13 protein-coding genes and 1 tRNA gene are annotated in these 17,898 nt (G+C 58.0%); 7 read left to right on the forward strand and 7 right to left on the reverse strand.

What is annotated here, in order from left to right:
- Window positions 1–65: 65 nt before the first annotated feature.
- A complete protein-coding gene (ureC, locus tag H6G52_RS10650; protein ID WP_190528193.1) occupies window positions 66–1,775 on the forward strand; it encodes an urease subunit alpha in 1,710 nt (569 codons plus the stop codon).
- 460 nt (window positions 1,776–2,235) lie between these two features.
- The gene (recA, locus tag H6G52_RS10655) at window positions 2,236–3,282 is read left to right on the forward strand and encodes a recombinase RecA (RefSeq protein ID WP_370567694.1); all 1,047 of its coding nucleotides are present in this window, start codon (window positions 2,236–2,238) and stop codon (window positions 3,280–3,282) included.
- Window positions 3,283–3,532: 250 nt separating this feature from the next.
- On the opposite strand, the gene H6G52_RS10660 is transcribed toward recA, so the two are convergent.
- The 4 genes from H6G52_RS10660 to H6G52_RS10675 form a co-directional block, all read right to left on the reverse strand.
- A complete protein-coding gene (locus tag H6G52_RS10660; RefSeq protein WP_199312327.1) occupies window positions 3,533–3,799 on the reverse strand; it encodes a hypothetical protein in 267 nt (88 codons plus the stop codon).
- A gap of 1,008 nt (window positions 3,800–4,807) precedes the next feature.
- Window positions 4,808–6,259 (reverse strand): class I SAM-dependent methyltransferase, encoded by a 1,452-nt coding sequence (locus tag H6G52_RS10665; RefSeq protein ID WP_190528195.1) that lies wholly within the window; start codon window positions 6,257–6,259, stop codon window positions 4,808–4,810.
- 202 nt (window positions 6,260–6,461) lie between these two features.
- Complete coding sequence (locus tag H6G52_RS10670; protein ID WP_190528197.1) at window positions 6,462–7,202, reverse strand: EndoU domain-containing protein; 741 nt, start codon at window positions 7,200–7,202, stop codon at window positions 6,462–6,464.
- A gap of 532 nt (window positions 7,203–7,734) precedes the next feature.
- Window positions 7,735–7,807 (reverse strand) — tRNA-Arg (locus tag H6G52_RS10675).
- A 606-nt stretch (window positions 7,808–8,413) separates the two neighbouring features.
- Here H6G52_RS10675 and H6G52_RS10680 point away from each other — a divergent pair.
- From H6G52_RS10680 to H6G52_RS10700, 5 genes are all read left to right on the forward strand, one after another.
- Entirely contained in the window at window positions 8,414–9,082 is a 669-nt protein-coding gene (locus H6G52_RS10680) for an Npun_F0813 family protein (RefSeq protein WP_099534826.1), read from the forward strand.
- A 21-nt stretch (window positions 9,083–9,103) separates the two neighbouring features.
- On the forward strand, window positions 9,104–9,274 hold the full coding sequence (locus H6G52_RS10685) for a hypothetical protein (RefSeq protein ID WP_190528199.1): 171 nt from the start codon (window positions 9,104–9,106) through the stop codon (window positions 9,272–9,274).
- On the forward strand, window positions 9,267–10,178 hold the full coding sequence (locus tag H6G52_RS10690) for a hypothetical protein (protein WP_099534827.1): 912 nt from the start codon (window positions 9,267–9,269) through the stop codon (window positions 10,176–10,178). The genes H6G52_RS10685 and H6G52_RS10690 overlap by 8 nt, the downstream gene beginning before the upstream one ends.
- A gap of 93 nt (window positions 10,179–10,271) precedes the next feature.
- Entirely contained in the window at window positions 10,272–11,420 is a 1,149-nt protein-coding gene (locus H6G52_RS10695) for a helix-turn-helix domain-containing protein (RefSeq protein ID WP_190528201.1), read from the forward strand.
- Window positions 11,421–11,475: 55 nt separating this feature from the next.
- Window positions 11,476–12,414 carry a polysaccharide deacetylase family protein gene (locus tag H6G52_RS10700; RefSeq protein ID WP_190528203.1) on the forward strand — a complete coding sequence of 313 codons (939 nt, stop codon included), beginning with the start codon at window positions 11,476–11,478 and terminating at the stop codon, window positions 12,412–12,414.
- A 102-nt stretch (window positions 12,415–12,516) separates the two neighbouring features.
- Here the strand turns inward: H6G52_RS10700 and H6G52_RS10705 are convergent, their stop codons facing one another.
- From H6G52_RS10705 to H6G52_RS10715, 3 genes are all read right to left on the reverse strand, one after another.
- Window positions 12,517–14,280 (reverse strand): FAD-dependent oxidoreductase, encoded by a 1,764-nt coding sequence (locus H6G52_RS10705; RefSeq protein WP_190528250.1) that lies wholly within the window; start codon window positions 14,278–14,280, stop codon window positions 12,517–12,519.
- Window positions 14,281–14,416: 136 nt separating this feature from the next.
- The gene (locus H6G52_RS10710) at window positions 14,417–14,716 is read right to left on the reverse strand and encodes a 2Fe-2S iron-sulfur cluster binding domain-containing protein (RefSeq protein ID WP_099534830.1); all 300 of its coding nucleotides are present in this window, start codon (window positions 14,714–14,716) and stop codon (window positions 14,417–14,419) included.
- A 60-nt stretch (window positions 14,717–14,776) separates the two neighbouring features.
- Window positions 14,777–17,824 (reverse strand): GAF domain-containing protein, encoded by a 3,048-nt coding sequence (locus H6G52_RS10715; protein WP_190528205.1) that lies wholly within the window; start codon window positions 17,822–17,824, stop codon window positions 14,777–14,779.
- Between the last annotated feature and the right edge of the window lie 74 nt (window positions 17,825–17,898).

Consider the following 17,898-nt stretch of genomic DNA (forward strand, 5'->3'; position numbering starts at 1 on the left):
TGCTCCATGGATTGGATTAATTGAGCCCTTGTTTTTAAACTAAAAACCCCATTGGGAGAGAAGACGTGCCCTACAGAATCGATCGCCGCACCTACGCTGAAACCTACGGGCCCACAACGGGCGATCGCTTGCGATTGGCCGATACCGAATTGCTGATTGAAATCGAAAAAGACCTGACGGTTTATGGCGATGAAGTGAAATTTGGCGGCGGCAAAACGATTCGGGATGGCATGGGTCAATCGCCCATTACTAATAGTGACGGGGCGATGGATACGGTGATTACCAATGCCGTGATCCTCGATTGGTGGGGCGTAATTAAGGCTGATATTGGGATCAAACAGGGCAAAATCGCGGCGATCGGGAAGGCGGGCAACCCCTACACCCAAGCGGGCGTGGACATCATCATCGGGCCCGGTACGGAAATCATTGCAGGCGAAGGGGCGATCGTCACGGCCGGCGGCATTGACACCCACATCCACTTCATCTGTCCCCAACAAATCGAAACGGCCCTGGCCGCCGGGATCACGACGATGATTGGCGGCGGCACGGGCCCCGCGGCCGGCACCAACGCCACCACCTGCACCCCCGGCCCCTGGCACATGGCGCGGATGCTGGAAGCGGCGGAAGCCTTTCCGATGAATTTGGGCTTTTTGGGCAAGGGCAACAGCGGTCAACCGGCGGGCCTGATTGAGCAGGTGAAGGCCGGGGCGATCGGCCTGAAGCTGCATGAGGACTGGGGAACCACGCCCGCCGCGATCGACACCTGCCTGAGTGTCGCCGACGAGTACGACATCCAAGTAGCGATCCACACGGACACCCTGAATGAAGCGGGCTTTGTGGAAGCGACCGTGGCCGCCTTCAAGGGCCGCACGATCCACACCTTCCACACCGAAGGCGCGGGTGGCGGCCATGCCCCGGACATCATCAAGGTCTGCGGCTTGCCCAATGTGCTGCCCTCTTCGACCAACCCGACGCGCCCCTACACGGTGAATACGATCGAGGAGCACCTCGATATGTTGATGGTTTGCCACCACCTCGATCGGGCCATTCCCGAAGATGTGGCCTTCGCCGAGTCGCGGATTCGCCGGGAAACGATCGCCGCCGAAGACATCCTGCACGACCTGGGGGCGATCGCCATGATGTCGTCGGACTCCCAAGCCATGGGCCGAATTGGCGAAAGCATCATCCGCACCTGGCAAACGGCCCACAAAATGAAGGTGCAGCGCGGCTCCCTGCCCCAAGACCCGGCCCGCCACGACAACACCCGCGCCAAACGCTACATCGCCAAATACACGATCAACCCGGCGATCGCCCACGGGATTGCCAACCATGTGGGGTCGATCGAACCGGGCAAACTGGCGGATCTCTGCCTCTGGAAACCGGCGTTTTTTGGCGTGAAACCGGAGTTGGTGATCAAGGGCGGGGCGATCGCCTGGGCCCAAATGGGCGATGCCAACGCCAGCATTCCCACGCCGCAACCGGTACATGGCCGTCCGATGTTCGCCAGCTTCGGCAAAGCGATCAACAGCACCAGCCTCACCTTTGTTTCCAAAGCCGCCCTCAAGGCCGGAGTTCCCGAAAAGTTGGGTCTCCAGCGGCAAGTGGTGGCCGTGTCGGGAATTCGATCGATCCGCAAATCCGATATGAAGCTAAACGATGCCCAACCGGCGATCGAAGTGGATCCGCAAACCTATGAAGTGTTTGCCGATGGGCAACTGCTGACCTGCGAACCGGCGGCGGTGCTGCCCATGGCCCAGCGATATTTTCTGTTCTAGCCTGTTCCAGATCGCTTGAGGGATTGCCGTTTGCCTAGGGGGCCGGTTTGGGCTGCTCGGTTGAACCTGCTGGCCCCATCGGGCGATTATTTGATTTTTGTACAGATTTTTGCTAAATTGGAGAAGCTCTTTCGTCTTGAGGGTTTTCGGGATGGCCGCTGCCTCCGTTGCGACTCCAGTTCCTCCTACAATAGAAGCCGCTTCGATCGCTCCCCTAGCAGGCACCCCGGCCGATCAGGGCTTGCCGGAGCCGGCCACGGTGCGATCGGGCAGAAAATCTTCCATCACCGTTGACCCCCAGGCGACTATGGCTTCCAACGCATCCGCAAATTCTGACCCCACGGCGAAGACGGCCACCGCCAAGGAATCCGCCAGCAGCGCTAAAGGATCCAAGGACGCTAAGGAAGCGGCTAAGGAGTCGGCCAAAGAGAGCGCCGCCAAAGACGGGCCGACCAAGGAAATTAGCAAGGAAAAGGAAAAAGCCCTGGGGCTGGTGGTTCAGCAGATTGAACGCAGCTTTGGCAAAGGGGCGATCGTTCGGTTGGGAGATGCGGCCCGAATGCGGGTGGAAACCATTCCCAGCGGGGCCTTGACCTTGGATTTGGCCCTGGGCGGCGGCATTCCCAAGGGCCGCGTGGTGGAAATTTATGGCCCTGAAAGCTCCGGAAAAACGACCCTAGCACTCCATGCGATCGCGGAGGTGCAGCGATCGGGCGGTATTGCGGCCTTTGTGGATGCAGAACACGCCTTGGATCCGGTTTATGCCAAGGCCCTTGGGGTGGATATTGATAATCTGCTGGTTTCCCAACCGGACACGGGGGAAATGGGGCTGGAAGTGGTGGATCAACTGGTGCGATCGGGCGCAATCGACCTGGTGGTGGTGGACTCGGTGGCCGCCTTGGTTCCCCGATCGGAAATTGAAGGGGAAATGGGCGCGGCCCAAGTGGGCAGCCAAGCCCGCCTCATGAGCCATGCCCTGCGGCGCATCACCGGCAACATCGGTAAATCGGGCTGTACGGTGATTTTTCTCAACCAATTGCGCCAAAAAATTGGAGTCACCTACGGCAGCCCGGAAACCACCACGGGCGGAAATGCCCTCAAGTTCTATGCATCGGTGCGCTTGGACATTCGCCGCATTCAAACCCTGAAGAAGGGAACCGAAGAGTTTGGGATTCGGGCCAAGGTCAAAGTCGCCAAAAACAAAGTCGCGCCGCCGTTCCGGATCGCAGAATTTGACATCATCTTTGGCGAAGGCATCTCCTCGATCGGCTGCTTAGTGGACTTGGCTGAATCCACCGGAATTTTGGTGCGCAAGGGAGCTTGGTATAGCTACAAGGGCGAAAACATCAGCCAAGGGCGTGACAACGCTATTCAATATTTGAAGGAAAATCCGGCGATCGCGGCAGAAATGGAGTTGGCCGTGCGCCAAAAGCTGGAGGAAGCGGGGGCAATTACTGGGGGATCCACTGACGATTTGGATGAAGCAGATCTGAGCGAAGCGTTCTAGGACAGATCTCGGAACACTCAAAATTTTGGGACGCTCGATCGAGCGGAATCGACAAGCTGAGCTGAGTTAAACCCGACCAGACCAAACCCTAAACAGCGGTAACCCCAATCATTAGTTAAGCGGCCAGCTCCCTCATTCAGTTGGGGAGGTGGCTGTTTTTGATCAGCTTTGCATTTTGGGCTAGCGGCTGGGTTGAGGGCCTGGGGGAACGAAATCCCGGGGATTGAATCCCTGAACTGAAACCGAGAGTCTAGGCGTAGGATAAATCGCGGGTGGTGCAGGCCGGGGCGATCGAGTCAGCCACCGCCGCGATCGTGAAATTTTGCTGACCCAATAACCGTTCACGGGACTCTTGGCGCAAGCTTCCTGACAAAAACGCCCGCTGAAGGGCCATAAACGCTTCGAAGTCATCGGGGCCATATTTCCCGCGCATGAGTTGGCGCAGGGATTCCTCTGCCTCGATCGACAGGTATTGATGAGCTAACGCTTCGGACACAATCTCGCGAATGGAAGTCATGTTGCTTTGAGACCTACTCAACGACTGCAAGGATCTGGGAAGTTTCCGGTTGCCACAGTTTTTAGTATCGGGGGAAAGTCTAATCAGCGAAGTGACCGATCGCTGACCCCGCATGGATCTTGAGCGTCATCCCCTGAGATCAAAACAGGGCTTGGGTGCGATCGCCGTCACAGGGTGAGACCCCCTCCCCCAATGAACTGACCAGCCCTTGAATTCAGCCAGGCTGGAATTCAGTCACGGCCGATCGAGATACATCGAGACTAAAGCCCACAACCAAGACTGATGCTGGGTTGCTGGTTCGTGGAGTGATTGAGCGAGCGTGCATCTAAGGCCCATGGCTGAGTGCGCTCCTGACCGCAGCCATGAGCCTTGATTCCCATTCCGAGGGCCAGAGGGTCGATCGCGATCGCAGCCTGGTTTCAACAACGGCTCAGGTTCCGGAACGAAGCTTTTGCTCCGCCCAACTTGCGCAACCGGTCACAATTACGGACGAAAACAGGAAAGAAAACGACGCAGGGAGACTAAGGAGAACCTAATTGAGATGCGTAGAAGCTAAGCGTAGATTGAGCAGTGGCAAGGTAAGGGAGAGTGCTCAAGGCTGAGGAAAGTGAAAAAAACAGCAATCAACCGTTTTTCAAGGCGATTTAGGCAAATTCCTCAAATTTTTTGCCAAATTTGCTGAACCCTGACGAACTGTCTTCCCAAAAAGTTTCTTCGGAAAAAGTTTCTTGGGCAGCGCAACTCAATCGGGTCGCCATGGAAATGGTAGCAATCGAGCGCAATCGTCGGATCTCAGTTTAGCGACCCGTTTCCGGATTTGGGTGTGGTGATCATCACTTTTTGGCGGGTTTGGTCTGGCTGGGTCTGGCTGGGTCGGGTGAATGGAGACCTGGGTGGGGCGATCGCCTAAACATCACTTCGGGTCTGGCTCATGAGGGTCGATGACTAGCCGTTGCCGTGGATTAGCAAGGGCTGGCGGTTTTGGCGGCTCAAGGCTGGGGTTGGGGGCTAATGAAGAGCGCACCGATAGGCCAAGGCGGCGGCGGTGGCATTGTTGGAGCCGATCGCCAAGTCACCAATCAAGCGCCAAAGATCGGGGCGGTGGGGCAAGGCCAAGCCGCCCGCCGGGGGATGATGCAGCCGATCGAGCCAAGCGGCCATAGCTTGCGGCATTCCCTGTTGTTTCCCCTGTCGCTCCAAAACCGTCAAAAGATTCGCAATGGGTTCATGCCAGTAGGTATCCTTTTCCAGGGCTTGCAGATAGGCCACCAGGGGTTCCAAATCGTAGCCAGTGCCGACGGGCAAGGTTTTGAGGGCAAAGCCAGGGTGACTGTGGCCAAAGATCTGGACTAGCGATCGGGTCAAGGGCCCGTAGTGCGCCAGGTCTTGATCACTAAACTCCGGCTGGCGCTGGGCCCAAATTTCCGCCAGGGTGAGATAGGGAGCCGCCACTTGGGGAGCCAGCCCGATCGCCCGTTCGCAGAGTTGTTGAGCCGCATCCCACTGGTGCGATCGCGCCAAGGCCCAAGCCAAGGCATCCAAGAGCAGCGGATCCGTTGTGGCCTCAGCCACCCGTTGCCAGGGAGCCGTGAGGGGTTGCCAATCGCGAACTTTACGCAAAAAAAGCTGATAGCCGCTAAAAACCACCTCAAAACAGTGGGTAAACAGCAACATAAACAAATCCACACCGAATTGTGGGCAATCCTCCGGCAAACCCACATAACGATAATCATCAATCACCACCAGCCCACCCACCTTCACCAGGGGCCAGGTCATGACGGCATCGCGGAAGGCCACCCAAGGCGCATGGCAACCGTCAATGTAGGCCAGGTCGTAGTGATCAACCGGTAGCTGGGCCAGGGCTTCCCAAGAGAGCTGAGATAGAAGGGTGACCTGCGGGGCCCGACCGGTGCGATCGAGATTGTCCCGCAGGGTGGGACGAATTTCCGGTTCAATGCAGGTGAGCCTTGCTTCCGGATTCAGCAGGACGCGATCGAGCAACCAGCAGGCAGACATCCCTTCAAAGCTGCCAATTTCCAAAGCCTGTACCGGCCCCTGATCGGCCAAGGGCTGCACCCAGTTCACCCAGTTGGGCAATTGATTGGAAAACCAGTCTCGGGAAAACCAATAGCCCCGATCGCCACTTTCGGGCCAGTCCCGCAGGCGATGGGCCTTGGCAAAGCAGGTTTGCGCCTCCGGAAGCTGATCACGACTGACCAACAGGGTTCCCAAATCCGTCCAGGCCTCGGGCATGGTGGGGTGTTGTCGGGTGAGGCGACGCAGCAGGGTTTCCGCCCAATCCCACTGGCCCGCCTGTTGGAACAGTTCGCCCCAACGACGATGCTCTTGGGGTTTTAGGAAGTCGGTGACCTGCAAATATAACTGACCGGCGCGATCGACCTGGCCCGCTGCGATCGCCGCTTGGGCCTGCTCAAAGCAAGAAACAACAGAATCCGCCATGGAAAACCATCCGTAAAAACCGCGAGCCACAAATAACGCAAGGGCAGTTCTGCGCTGCAAATTCTGCGCTGCAAATTCTGCGCTGCAAACTTTGCCCGGCAAGTTCTGCTCGGCAAGTTCTGCCCGGCAAGTTCTGCCCGGCAAATTCTGCACCGCGAATCATCATGCGCCCGGGAACTCATCATGCGCCCGGGCCTGTACCCTAGCGCAGGGGAAAAGCCGTGTTGATTTGATTGCGCCCCCGCACAAATGCCCCTGCAATCACAAACCGCTGCCCATCGTTGGCCTCGCAAAACCGACTGGCTTGAGCAATCGGGGAATTTTCCGCCGCCGAAGGATCTTGAGGGAGTGCCAAGGCGGTTGTCCCAGGCGCAGCGGGCATCAGTTGAGCAACCGGCGCAACCGCTGCTTGGGCCGAGGTCGATCGGTTGCCAGGCCGGTTATAACCGCACCAAGCCCAATCGGGCGCGCCCCCTGGGCAACTAATTTGATTGCGAGCCGCATAGCGGATCGATTCCAACACCTGCGCTTGGGAGCAGCGATCGGGAAACATCGTAGAAAACTTTTCCCGACTGGGATCGGCCCCATGGCTCCAGCGCACCCCATAGATCCCTCGCCGGTTGGGTGGTTGGGTCACTTGAAACCGGGCCACCGTGCGGGGATTGGTGCCGCCCGGTCGGGAATGGAACCCCTTGGGCCGACCGTTGCTAAATTCACCACAAAAAATATGGGGTTGGTTCACCTGGGGGCCGCTGGCAAAGTTGCTCCAGTGGGGCAGGCGATCGCAGTTCACCAGTTTGGGGGCCGCGGTTTGGCCCTCGGGAACCGCCAGCACCAGGGCCACCAACCCCGCCAGCACCAGACTCCAGCGCGATCGCCCTTTGCGGTAAGCCAAGGAGGAGGCAGTTTTCCCGATCGTTGGCTGATTCAACGGCTGAGTCATGTTGGTGTTGTTGAGTCATGTTGGTGTTGTCTGTATTGTCTGTATTGTTTGTGTTGTCTGTATTGTTTGTGTGGCTGCTGTGCCGGTGACTTGTCTTCGCTAGGTTTGTGCTGAGTTTTCGCTGGGTTTTCGCTGAATTCGCACCCTGCTATTGCCGTATGTGTGATGCTTTCCTGACTTTTGCCATGTTTCTACCTCGCCCCAGGGCTGAACGCTCAGGATGATGTTCAAAATTTTCAAGCGATCGAGGTTTCAAGCCGTGATCTTTGGAATCCTTGAGATGGCTGATTCCTCGGGGCCAACGCTCTGTTCATCAATTACTTGTCAATTACTTGTCAATAGACTCGTCAATTATTGGAGCGTTCTCAGGACAAAGCGTTCAGAACGCTGGGCCCAATCAGCATCACGATCGGTGTTGTCGAAATTTTTCGATATTTTTTTCGATATTTTAAGAGTCATCGGTTCGGGGCAAAATTTCCAGCCCCTTGCTCAGCAAGCTCTTGCTACACAAGCGAAAGACCCGAACAGAGGACGGGTGCGGCAGGATTCGAACCTGCGACCGGCCGCTTAGAAGGCGGCTGCTCTATCCACTGAGCTACGCACCCAGACTGAGATCTGTAGAGATTTCCATGAAAATTCCCACGAATAACCCGGGGAAAATTCATCGGCGGAAGTTCCCAGGGCCTTGAAAAAACCATTGCTTCTCCTGATTGCAACAGTTCGCCAACGAATGCTGTCATCAGGGCGCTTCCGGCTCGATCGCGGCGGCGTGGGTTTCATCCGCGATTCAGGATGACACGCCCGGACTGGCCGCTTTTCAAGGTTTACGAATTGTATCGAGTTAACCTAACCCCAAGCAAGGCCGTTGAGGAGGTTGATGGGAGTGATCAACCCACCCTCAGAACATCCATTCAGAGGCAATTCCGCCAAGAGCCAGTTTTTAGAAGGTCGCGGGGTACACTTGAGAGACCAAAGTTGATTTTCGACCCTAGATCCCCCAATAGCTCTACGCTAAGGGCCCTGGGCTAGAATGATGCCCAGCGCAGGCTCAGTTCACCGGTTGGGAAGCTGTCTATGCAGCCCTCACGACCTTGCTGGGGCTAGCTTCTGGAGCAGCTCTGGTTGACCGACTGCATGAGTTCAAGCTAGATCAGCCCTGTGGCCTCTGGTTTGGATGGCGTAGCTCCAAGCATGAGTTCTTTGAATAACGCATGTTTATTCTGAAGCGGCAAGACGTGGATATTTCCAACGTCCGGCATCCCGAAAAAGATCAGCAAATTCCGATCCTGAGCTATCAGGGTCAAACATTCACGTTGCTGAATGTTTTTAGCGCAAATCAGGCGGAAGAGGCGCGGGCCTTGTGGCGAGATCTGACGGATAACCGAGGGAAAGCTTGCGTCCTGCTGGAAGAGCCGGATCGGTTCAGTGTGTGGGGCAAGGTGCGGCTCGATCGCCTGGGAGTTGCGGATGCTGGCGCAGGCGACAGCGGGGCGGCGAAGTCGTCCTATGTGCTGGCGGGGATGCTGCTGCTCCAGGCGGTGTACTTCGACATTGAAGATTTGCTGGGAGAACGCCAGGGCGCGAAGTTTCGCCAGGAAATTGGCGAGGTGTTCAAGCGGCTCCAGTTTCCAGGGCTGGACAACCAGGCGGCCGTGAGCAACATTTTGGAAGTGAACCCCTTTGAAACGGCCTTGCCGCCCTGGCAAGAATTGCAAATCGTGGGGTTGCTACAGGAACTGCACACGCTGGGTAAAGGCTATTTTGGCAATACCAATTTCACCAGCCGAGCGTTTGATGCGTTGCAGGAGATGGATGCGGGCGAGCGTTCGGAATTTATGGACTGGCTGGGGCGATCGCCTGCGGCCAAGCTCTGGCGCTAGCCTTGGGCGGCGCTAAACCGAATGGCCATGGCCGTCTGGGGCAATGGGGGCGATCGAATGCCCAACTGCAATCGACGGCTCCAGGCTCAGGGATGTTGGGCGATCCATCCCCGGTCTGCGGTGGTCTGTGTCCCTCATGAGATCGTCACCTCCTGGTTTTTAGAACCTTTTGAAGCCAACCCCTATGACTAAGACTGCGAGCGAATCGCCAAAACTGTTTTCATCGCGCAACCTAATTATCGGGGCTGTTTCTTGGTCTCTGGTTGCCTTGGCGGTGTTTCTGTTTTTCAGTGTGACTCCGTCGGGGGAAACCCTGCCCCAGTGGTACAGCATTGCCACTTCAGTGTTGGAAACAACGTCCTATCTGTGGGCGGCGCTGGTGTGCTTTCGGAACTGGCGCAGCAATCAAATCCTCAGTGGCCGGACGGTTTGGTTACTGATTGGGTTGGGAATGCTTTGCTATGGTTTGGGCAACTTACTGTTCAGCTATTGGGAAATTGGTCTGGGGATTGAGCCGGATGTGAGTCCCGGTGACCTGTTCTACATCGTCACCTATGCTTCCCTGGCGATCGGGCTGTTGTTGGCGGTGTTGCCCCGGCGTTTGAATTTGGAACTGTGGCAGTGGCTGACGATCGGGGGAATTGGTCTGGCGGGGACTGCCTTCGCCTTCTCGCCGTTAGTTTTGGGCGAGGCCGCTTGCCCGGAACGCACCGCCGAGTCCGTGGCCAATGTGCCGGCCTGGGCTGAGCAGATCCAAGGGGCCCTCTCGCCGATTGCAGACTATATTTTGCCGGTTTATACCGTTGGCGATATTGTGCTGCTGGTGTTGGCTTCGGCGCTGCTGTTGGCCTTTTGGGGCGGGCGATCGGCCCAATCTTGGCGGATGATTGCGGCGGCCTCCATTTCGCTTTACATTGCGGATATGTGGTTCAAGTACGCCACGGCCAACATTTGCAACTATGAAAGCGGTAGCCTGCTGGAAGTGTTCTGGATCTTCAGTGGCGTGCTGTTTGGCATCGGTGCCGTGTTGGAGTACGATCTTTCGACGCGATCGCGCCGTAGTGCCCGTCGGCGCTCATCGGGAGCGGCTAACTAGGGTTCAAGGTTGTCGCTGGCCCCGGGCGGTGGCGACCATCCTTTGGAGCCCTGAACTGTCCGCAGGCATTTGCACAATTCCCCAGGTTTGGGCATGACTCCTCCCAAGTTATCGGATTCCGAAAAATACGAACTGATTACGCTCTATCGCCAGGGCGGCCACACCATGGCCACCCTGGGGCAGCGCTATGGAGTCAGCACTTCAACCGTGGGCCGAATTTTGAAGTTGGCGGCCGAAGAGCCAATTCCTGCACCGGTTTCAGCCCCGGCCCCGATCGCCCCGCCTGTGGCCACTGCCGCACCGGAAGCTCCGATGCTGGAATTGGATCCCCAGCCGCCCCAGGTGGATCCCATGGTGGACTCCGGCGGCCGATCGGGCGGGCGATCAATCTCCAACCAATCAGCGGAACCGACCGACGGCACAACGGGTTCAAGACGGGTGCGCCGTCGATCGCGCAGTGGAGCCTCGGAGTTATCGGAATCTGCGCTGCCGGAGTCCGTCGCGGCCCCGGAGCCAACGCCGGCCAAGCCCATGGAACTCCCCGCCATGGAAACCCTGCCGCTGTTTGAAACCGCCTTTGCCACCGCTGCGGCGGAACCCTTGACCGAGGTTGTTGCGGAGTTAGAAGCTGAGGCCAAGGAAGAGGTGCGATCGTCGCGGGTGGGCCGGCCGGTGAAAAAGCAGGCAGAAGCGACCACCAGCACCAATGGCAAAGGGGGGCGATCAAGTCGGCGGCGCAAAGGTAGCGGCCCCGTCGTGGCAGAGATCAACGAAGCCAGCGCGGAGGAAGCCGACGATGCGGATCTGGGAGCCGACTTAGATCTAGATGATGACGATCTGGATCTGGACGAAGATGATTTTGAGTTTGGGGATGACGACGGTGAAGCGGGCATTGCCGCCATGTTTGGGCGCGGAGCCAATCCGGATCAACCGATCGAAATCATGCCCCTGGAAACCTCACGGATCCCCAACCCCTGCTATCTTGTGATCGATCGAGCGGCGGAGTTAGTGGCCCGTCCCTTAGAAGATTTTAGAGAATTGGGGCAAATTCCACCCCAGGAAGCCGCCAGCCGCACCCTACCGGTCTTTGACAACCATCGCGTGGCGCGGCGATTTTCAGCTCGCAATCAGCGCATCATTAAAGTGCCCGATGCCAACGACCTGTTCCAGAAAACAGGCCCCTATCTCCAGGCCAAGGGCATCACTCACCTGTTAATCGATGGGCAGGTTTACCTACTGTAGGCCTGGCTGCCGAATTTCTTGATTGCCCCCCTCAAGTCTGTGGAGCGCCCATCCCGTGAAGACGGAGCAGCAGCCCAATCAGCCTGCCGGTTGGTCTGAACCATCGGAGCAGGGGACTCCTCTGAAATCCGGGACAAACAAACCGGCATCGATCGGGCAGGGGGTTGACCATGGGCGCAGGCGGCAAAATTGCCGATCCCACTGGACATCCTGGGTTCAATCCCTGTGCGTGATGGTGGCGCTGTTGCTGTTGGTGGCCCATGGGCTTTGGTATGGGGCAGTGCTGCCGGTGGCCCATAGTTTTCCTTTGTTTGGGGTGCGGCGGGTGCTCACCACGGAGCCGCTGGTGGCCCTGACCTTTGATGATGGGCCCCAATCGCCCTACACGGAGCAGGTCTTACAGGTGTTGGATCGCTTTGGGGTGAAGGCCACTTTCTTTGAAATTGGTCAGCAGATCGATCGGGAGCCGGCCTTAGCCCGATCGGTGGTGCAACGGGGCCATGAGTTGGGCAATCATTCCTACTCACACCGGAATTTGATCCTGCGTTGGCCGGGGGAAATTGCCGCTGAAATCCTCGAAACCGATCAGCGGCTGCGGGCGGCGGGGGCTGAGGGGCCGATCGCCCTGCGGCCGCCCTTGGGTAAGCGGTGGTTTGGTTTGCCCTACTGGCTATGGCGATCGGGGCGCACCTTGGCCATGTGGGAAGTGGATTCCGGTGACTATGACCCGGCCAATTCAGTGGCGGACTTGGTGCAAGGTGTGTTGCAGCGGGTGCGGCCTGGCTCCATTGTTCTGTTCCATGACGGCAGCTTCAAGACCCGTCAGCCCCGCGATCGCACCGTGGCGGCGCTGGGTGAAATTATTCCAACCCTCCAGGCTCGGGGCTATCGCCTGGTGACCTTGGGGGAACTGTTGCGATCGGGAAAACCCAGCGGTGGTGGCCCCTGGGAAAGCCATCCCCTGGAGCCAGGGCCAAACCCCGCAAAACCTTGAGGCCCGCAAAATCTTGAGGTATGAACTGGGTTCGGTGGCTGGTATCTGTCGATCAACGACCCAACGATCGCAGATCGCAAAGTCCCGCCATTGCTCCCGGCCCTAATCCGGCAGATCCTCCACAATGATCCAGGGGCCAGAGGGGTTATAGCGCCCTCGCAGAACGATCGAGCTACCGGATTCCAGTTGGCCAAGGTGGTAATTCACCCAAGGATGGAGCGCCACCAGAGAAATTGGCTCCGGGGTCAAGGCCGTTTCTAGGGCATAGTCCTGGGGGCCGCGCCGCTGAAACTGACCGGTGAACCCCAAAGTGGCTGAAGGTTCTGGCGGTGGAATCAGATTCAGGGGATGCTCCTGGGTGAGCAGTTGCTCGTAGGCTTGGGGATGGGCAATCCAGTGCTGCTGCTGCGATCGCCAATCATCGCGATCGGGCGTGAGGCCAAAACAGGGAATCACCGCCGCCGGAGCCTGTGGGTCATGGAGCAAGGCCGTTTGCACAGCGGCCACCGGCAGCGATCGGGGTTGGCAATGCTGCTGCACACAAAGGGCCGCCGCCGCCCCCGCCGCTTGACCCAACCCCAACACCACCGGTTGGAGGCGCGTGGCTCCGTTGGCCATGTGGGACACGGAAATATTTTTGTCGCAAACCAACAGCCCATCGACCCGTTGCGGCACCAGGCAGCCATAGGGCAGCGCAAAGGCCGTCCCCGTCCAGCGACCACCCCATCGAAGTGATTTGGGCGCTAGGGGAAAGACCTCCCCGGGGTAGTGGTGATCATTGGGATAGTTGCCATAGGCGATCGCGCTGCTGGCTCCACTGTGGGGATCTCGGGGCAGGGCCGCTCCCCAGCCTCCGACCACTGGCAAGATGTGGTTTTCCGTCACCGTTGCCAATCCCTGAAGGCGGCGGCTTTCCCGAAAGTAGGGATATAGGGCAAAGGCTCCGGTGTCGGGAAAGAGATGATCGGCCAAGCCATAGCGCCGTCCGAGGGTTTGTTGTAACCAATGGGCAAATCCCAAACTGCGATCGTAGGCAGCCTGTAGGGCCGCTGCCCGATCGGCCGCTGTTCCCACCAGGCGATCGAGGTCATCCCCATAGTCATTGCCGGCCTGGGGCCAGTTGATCATGAACCGATCGCCCGCAATCCGCCCATAGTCCAACACGCGCTGGGCACTGGCATAGCCCGCAAAGGCCGCTTGGTAGCGGGTGGGGTCATAGTCAGCGGGACAGGGAATTTCCGGGGCGATCGCTTCGGGGCCAAAATCCTGAAGATAAAAAACCCAAGTGGGAGCCTGCACCGGAAATCGTTCGGTCAAGGCCGTAGGCCCCGCCGGGGCCGTGGGTTCTTGCCATTGGTCTTGCCACTCCCAACCCCAGCGATAGGGAACCTCCCCCAGGGCTAGCAGATCTCCCAATTCCGTGCCGTCGATCGTGATCTGGGCGGTCACCTGTAACCCCGAGTCAAAAGTAACCCCGGTGACTCGATCGCCCGATCGCTGCACCGACACCGGCCGCACTCCGGAAACCCAACGCAAACTGGGCAGGGCCGCCACCCAATCCGCAAAAATCTGCGCCCCGATCGCCGGTTCATAGGTGAAAAAGCTGACCCAACCCCAATCCAGCCCCTGGGGTTGACGCTGGGCCAACTCCTGCAAAAATGCCCCCCAGAGACCCGTTTGCAAGGCCGTCAATTCATTGCCATCCGGCGCACAGACCCCCGCCGCCGTCAACATTCCGCCCAACCAGGAAAACTCCGTGGCCAACAGCACCCGCACCCCACAGCGGGCCGCTTGGATGGCCGCCGCCGTTCCCCCAGTGCCGCCACCCACCACCAAAACATCGGTTTCCGCGATCGGGTTGTCCAGAATGGGGCTGTTTAGGGGCAGCGGATCAGGGGTCGGGGACACCGCCCCCAAGGGGAGAGCAAAACCCTCAATCGCTGTCTGAGGGAAGCGTTCCGTGGTCACCGAGCATTACTCCGAGCAGATCAACTGCCCAACCTTACCACGTGGGATCAATGCCCAAATTGACCGTCAGTGCTGAGATTCCGGTGGGTACGGCACTGATGCAAGCACAAACGGTTTGGGGGTCTTCGGAACGGTCGGGGGCCGCTGACGGATCAGGGCGATCGGGGCTGGGTAATGGTTGCGCTGCCCAATCCACTTCGCAGGCATGGCAAGACCCCATCAGGCAACCCGTAGGAATGGCAACCCCGGCGCGATCGGCCACGGTTAACAGCATCTCGCCCGGTTGGGCTGAGACAGTAACTTGATCGGGCAAAAAGGTAACAGAGATCTCCATAGGGCGGATGGCGGCGGTTGGGGGGTTTGGCAGTGGGGTCAGTGATTGGGTGGCCTCAGCTCATTCCGTGGCCTCGGCGGAAAGGGTGGGTCGATCACCCCGAGCGTCCGGCTCGATCGGCAGGAACGATAATTCCGATTTGCGACCCGGCAGCAATTGGCGCGTGGTGATCGTGTTCAGGCGGGCCTCGGGTTTGTTGAGACTTAGCTCCGGTGACCAAGCGGGTTGCTGGGCAGCGGGCAGGCCGTCGCCATGGGGGCCCATCTCCGAGGCCCCATTGGCCGACGGCGTTTGGGTAATGGGTAAGGTAATCGTAAATTCTGCACCCTGGCTAGGGGCCGATCGACAAACCATGCTGCCGCGATGGCGCTGAATAATTTGATAGCTGATTGATAGGCCCAAGCCCGTTCCCTTACCTAGGGGTTTTGTGGTGAAGAAAGGATCAAATAGTTGGGATTGAATCGCTTCCGGAATCCCCGGCCCATTGTCTCGAATGGTGACACCAATATGCTGAGGATCCGGTTGTGAAAGTTCAATCCAAATGCGACCAATGAAGGGCAATTGATCGCGACTCAGTTGCTCTTCTTGGGCCTCGCGCAAAGCATCGATCGCATTGGAAAGCAAGTTCATGCAAACCTGATGAATTTGACCGGAATAGCATTCAATGGGGGGAATGTTGTCATAATTCCGAATGATCTCAATTTCGGGATAGCTGCCATTGGGTTTCAGGTGATATTGCAAGATCATCAGGGTAGACTCGATCGCCTCTTGCAGGTAAAGGGCGTTGGTAATCGTGCGATCGACCCGTGAGAAACCACGCAGCGCCGAGACAATTTCCCGAATTCGATTAGTGCCCAAATGCATTGAGTCCAGCAGTTTGGGAAAATCCCGCGCCAGAAAATCCAAATCAAAGGTTTCCAGTAAGGCTTGAATCTGCTCCTGTGGTGCTTGCTGGGCTTCCAGTCGGGCCAGTTGAATCAAAAATTCAGAATATTCACGAATGGGGCCCAAGTTGCTATGAATAAACCCGATCGGGTTATTGATTTCATGGGCAACGCCAGCGATTAATTGCCCCAAAATTGACATCTTCTCGCTTTGGAGCAAATGCATTTGGGTTTGCTTTAGCTCATCCAGGGTTTGGGCCAGTTCAGTCGCTTGCGATCGGGTTTGTTGCAGCAATTCCGTATGCTGGAGCGCCACACCCAGTTGCGCACAAACCTGGCGCAAAAACTCCACTTCCGAGTCTTGCCAGTCCCGGGGAGCCGTGCATTGGTGAATGCCCATCAGTCCCCACAGTTCCTCACTTTGAATGATTGGAATCACCAAATTGGCCTGCACTTGCCAAGTCCGCAACATTTCCAAATGGCAATCGGGCATGGTGGAATTGTGGACATTCGGGATGCTGTGAACTTTGCCCACTTGGTATTGAAGAACATGCTGATCACTAAAGCAGGGATCTTCTAATTCCAAGTGCAGAATGGAGGTGCAACCCCGGGCCCGATCTTCCGCAATGATTTTGCCCTGGGCGGTCGGAGCGTGGGAATTAAAGGCAAACACCACCACGCGATCGGCCCGCAGCAGTTGCCGCACTTCCCGCGCCGTGGTGCGAAACACGGTTTCGAGATCCAAAGACTCGCGAATTTTGGCAATCAAGCGCGCCAGGGTCTGTTGCTGATGGATCACCCGTTCTAGATCCGCAGTCGATCGCTGAAGTTCCTCGTTTGACTGTCGCAACTCCGCCGTGCGGGCCTGCACCTGGGCCTCCAAGCTGGCGTTCAGGCTGTTCACCTCTGTATACAGCCAATGCTGCTTGACCGCCGTGGCAAACCGTTCCCCCAATGCCTGGGCGAGCTTCACCTCAGAAACCGTCCATTGTTGGGCCTGGCCGATCCTGATTTGTCGCCACACCTCAAAGGAATGGCGGGCCATCAGTTGGCGCGTGTCCGGGTCGTGCCAGCCGGTCCAAAGCTCATCGGTGTTGACCTCATCCCGAAAGATGCTGAGGCAACCCAGTAACTCACTGCCGTAATAGAGGGGAACCAAAATCAGACCCCGGATCGGCAGCCACTGAAACGAGGGGGCCACCGATCGCAGCAAGGGTTCTCGATGGATGTCCCCGATCGCCCAAACGCGCTGGCTAAAACTGCTGCTGTCCTGGGGTGGGGCCGCCAGGCCATAGTTGGCGCGCATCCACTCCACAGACCAATCCTGAGTGGTGGTGCTGGGCGGTGGCTCGGGCACTGCGCCCGCTTTCAAAAAGGCATAGACCAGCCGGTGTTCCTCAAAGGGGCGCTGATCCGTGGTGGCCAGGGGATGGGGCTGGGGCCCCACCGTATACAGTTCCCGATCGGTCTGGCCCCCGGGCCAAAGACACAGCCGGCCGCCGCTCCCTCCCAAAATTTGCACCGTTTCTTCCAGGGCCTTTTGTAGTTGGCCCGTGGGCGCTTCGTGCAGCAGGGCCGTGACGCGGTTAATGCTCGCTTCCTGAAGGGCTTGATCCGTGACCCGCTGCACCAAAATTGACTGGGCGATCGCGATTTCTACCTGATCGACCACCGCTTGGATGAATTGCAGTTCCTCCTCATCCACCGATCGGGGTTCCGCGTGGTGAGAAACCAACAGCCCCCACAGATTGCCCATGTGCAAGGTGCTGGAAACGGGCGGCTCAGAGGTGGCCGGAAAGTTATCCAGCACGATCGGAACCACCACCGACGACTGCACCCCCATCACCGTCAGATATTCCACATGGCATGGATCCACCGGACGGTAGCGCATTGTCGAAGGACTGCGTAATTCACCATCGCCCGGGGGATCCATGGCACTCAGGCCCGTTTGGCATTCAGCCACATCCACCACCACTCGCTGGCGGGCCCGCACGAATAACTCGCGGGCCTGGGGCGGAATATCATCCACTGGAAAATGCAACCCCTTCAAGGAAGGCAGTCGATCGGGCACGAGGGATTCGGCCACCACCGTGCCATGGCCCTCGGGCGAAAATTGGTAAATCTTGACCCGATCGGTCTCCAAAAAAGCCCGCACCTCCGCCACCGTCACCGCCAGGATTTCGCTCAGCTCCAGGGACTGCCGAATCCGGTTTGCAATCCCCATCAATAGCTGTTCCTGAGTGCCTTTGCGTGGCTTCTGTAACTCTAATTCCATAGCTGCTTAACCTGTGCATCAAC

The sequence above is a fragment of the Limnothrix sp. FACHB-881 genome (assembly GCF_014698135.1).
GTDB lineage: Bacteria > Cyanobacteriota > Cyanobacteriia > CACIAM-69d > CACIAM-69d > CACIAM-69d.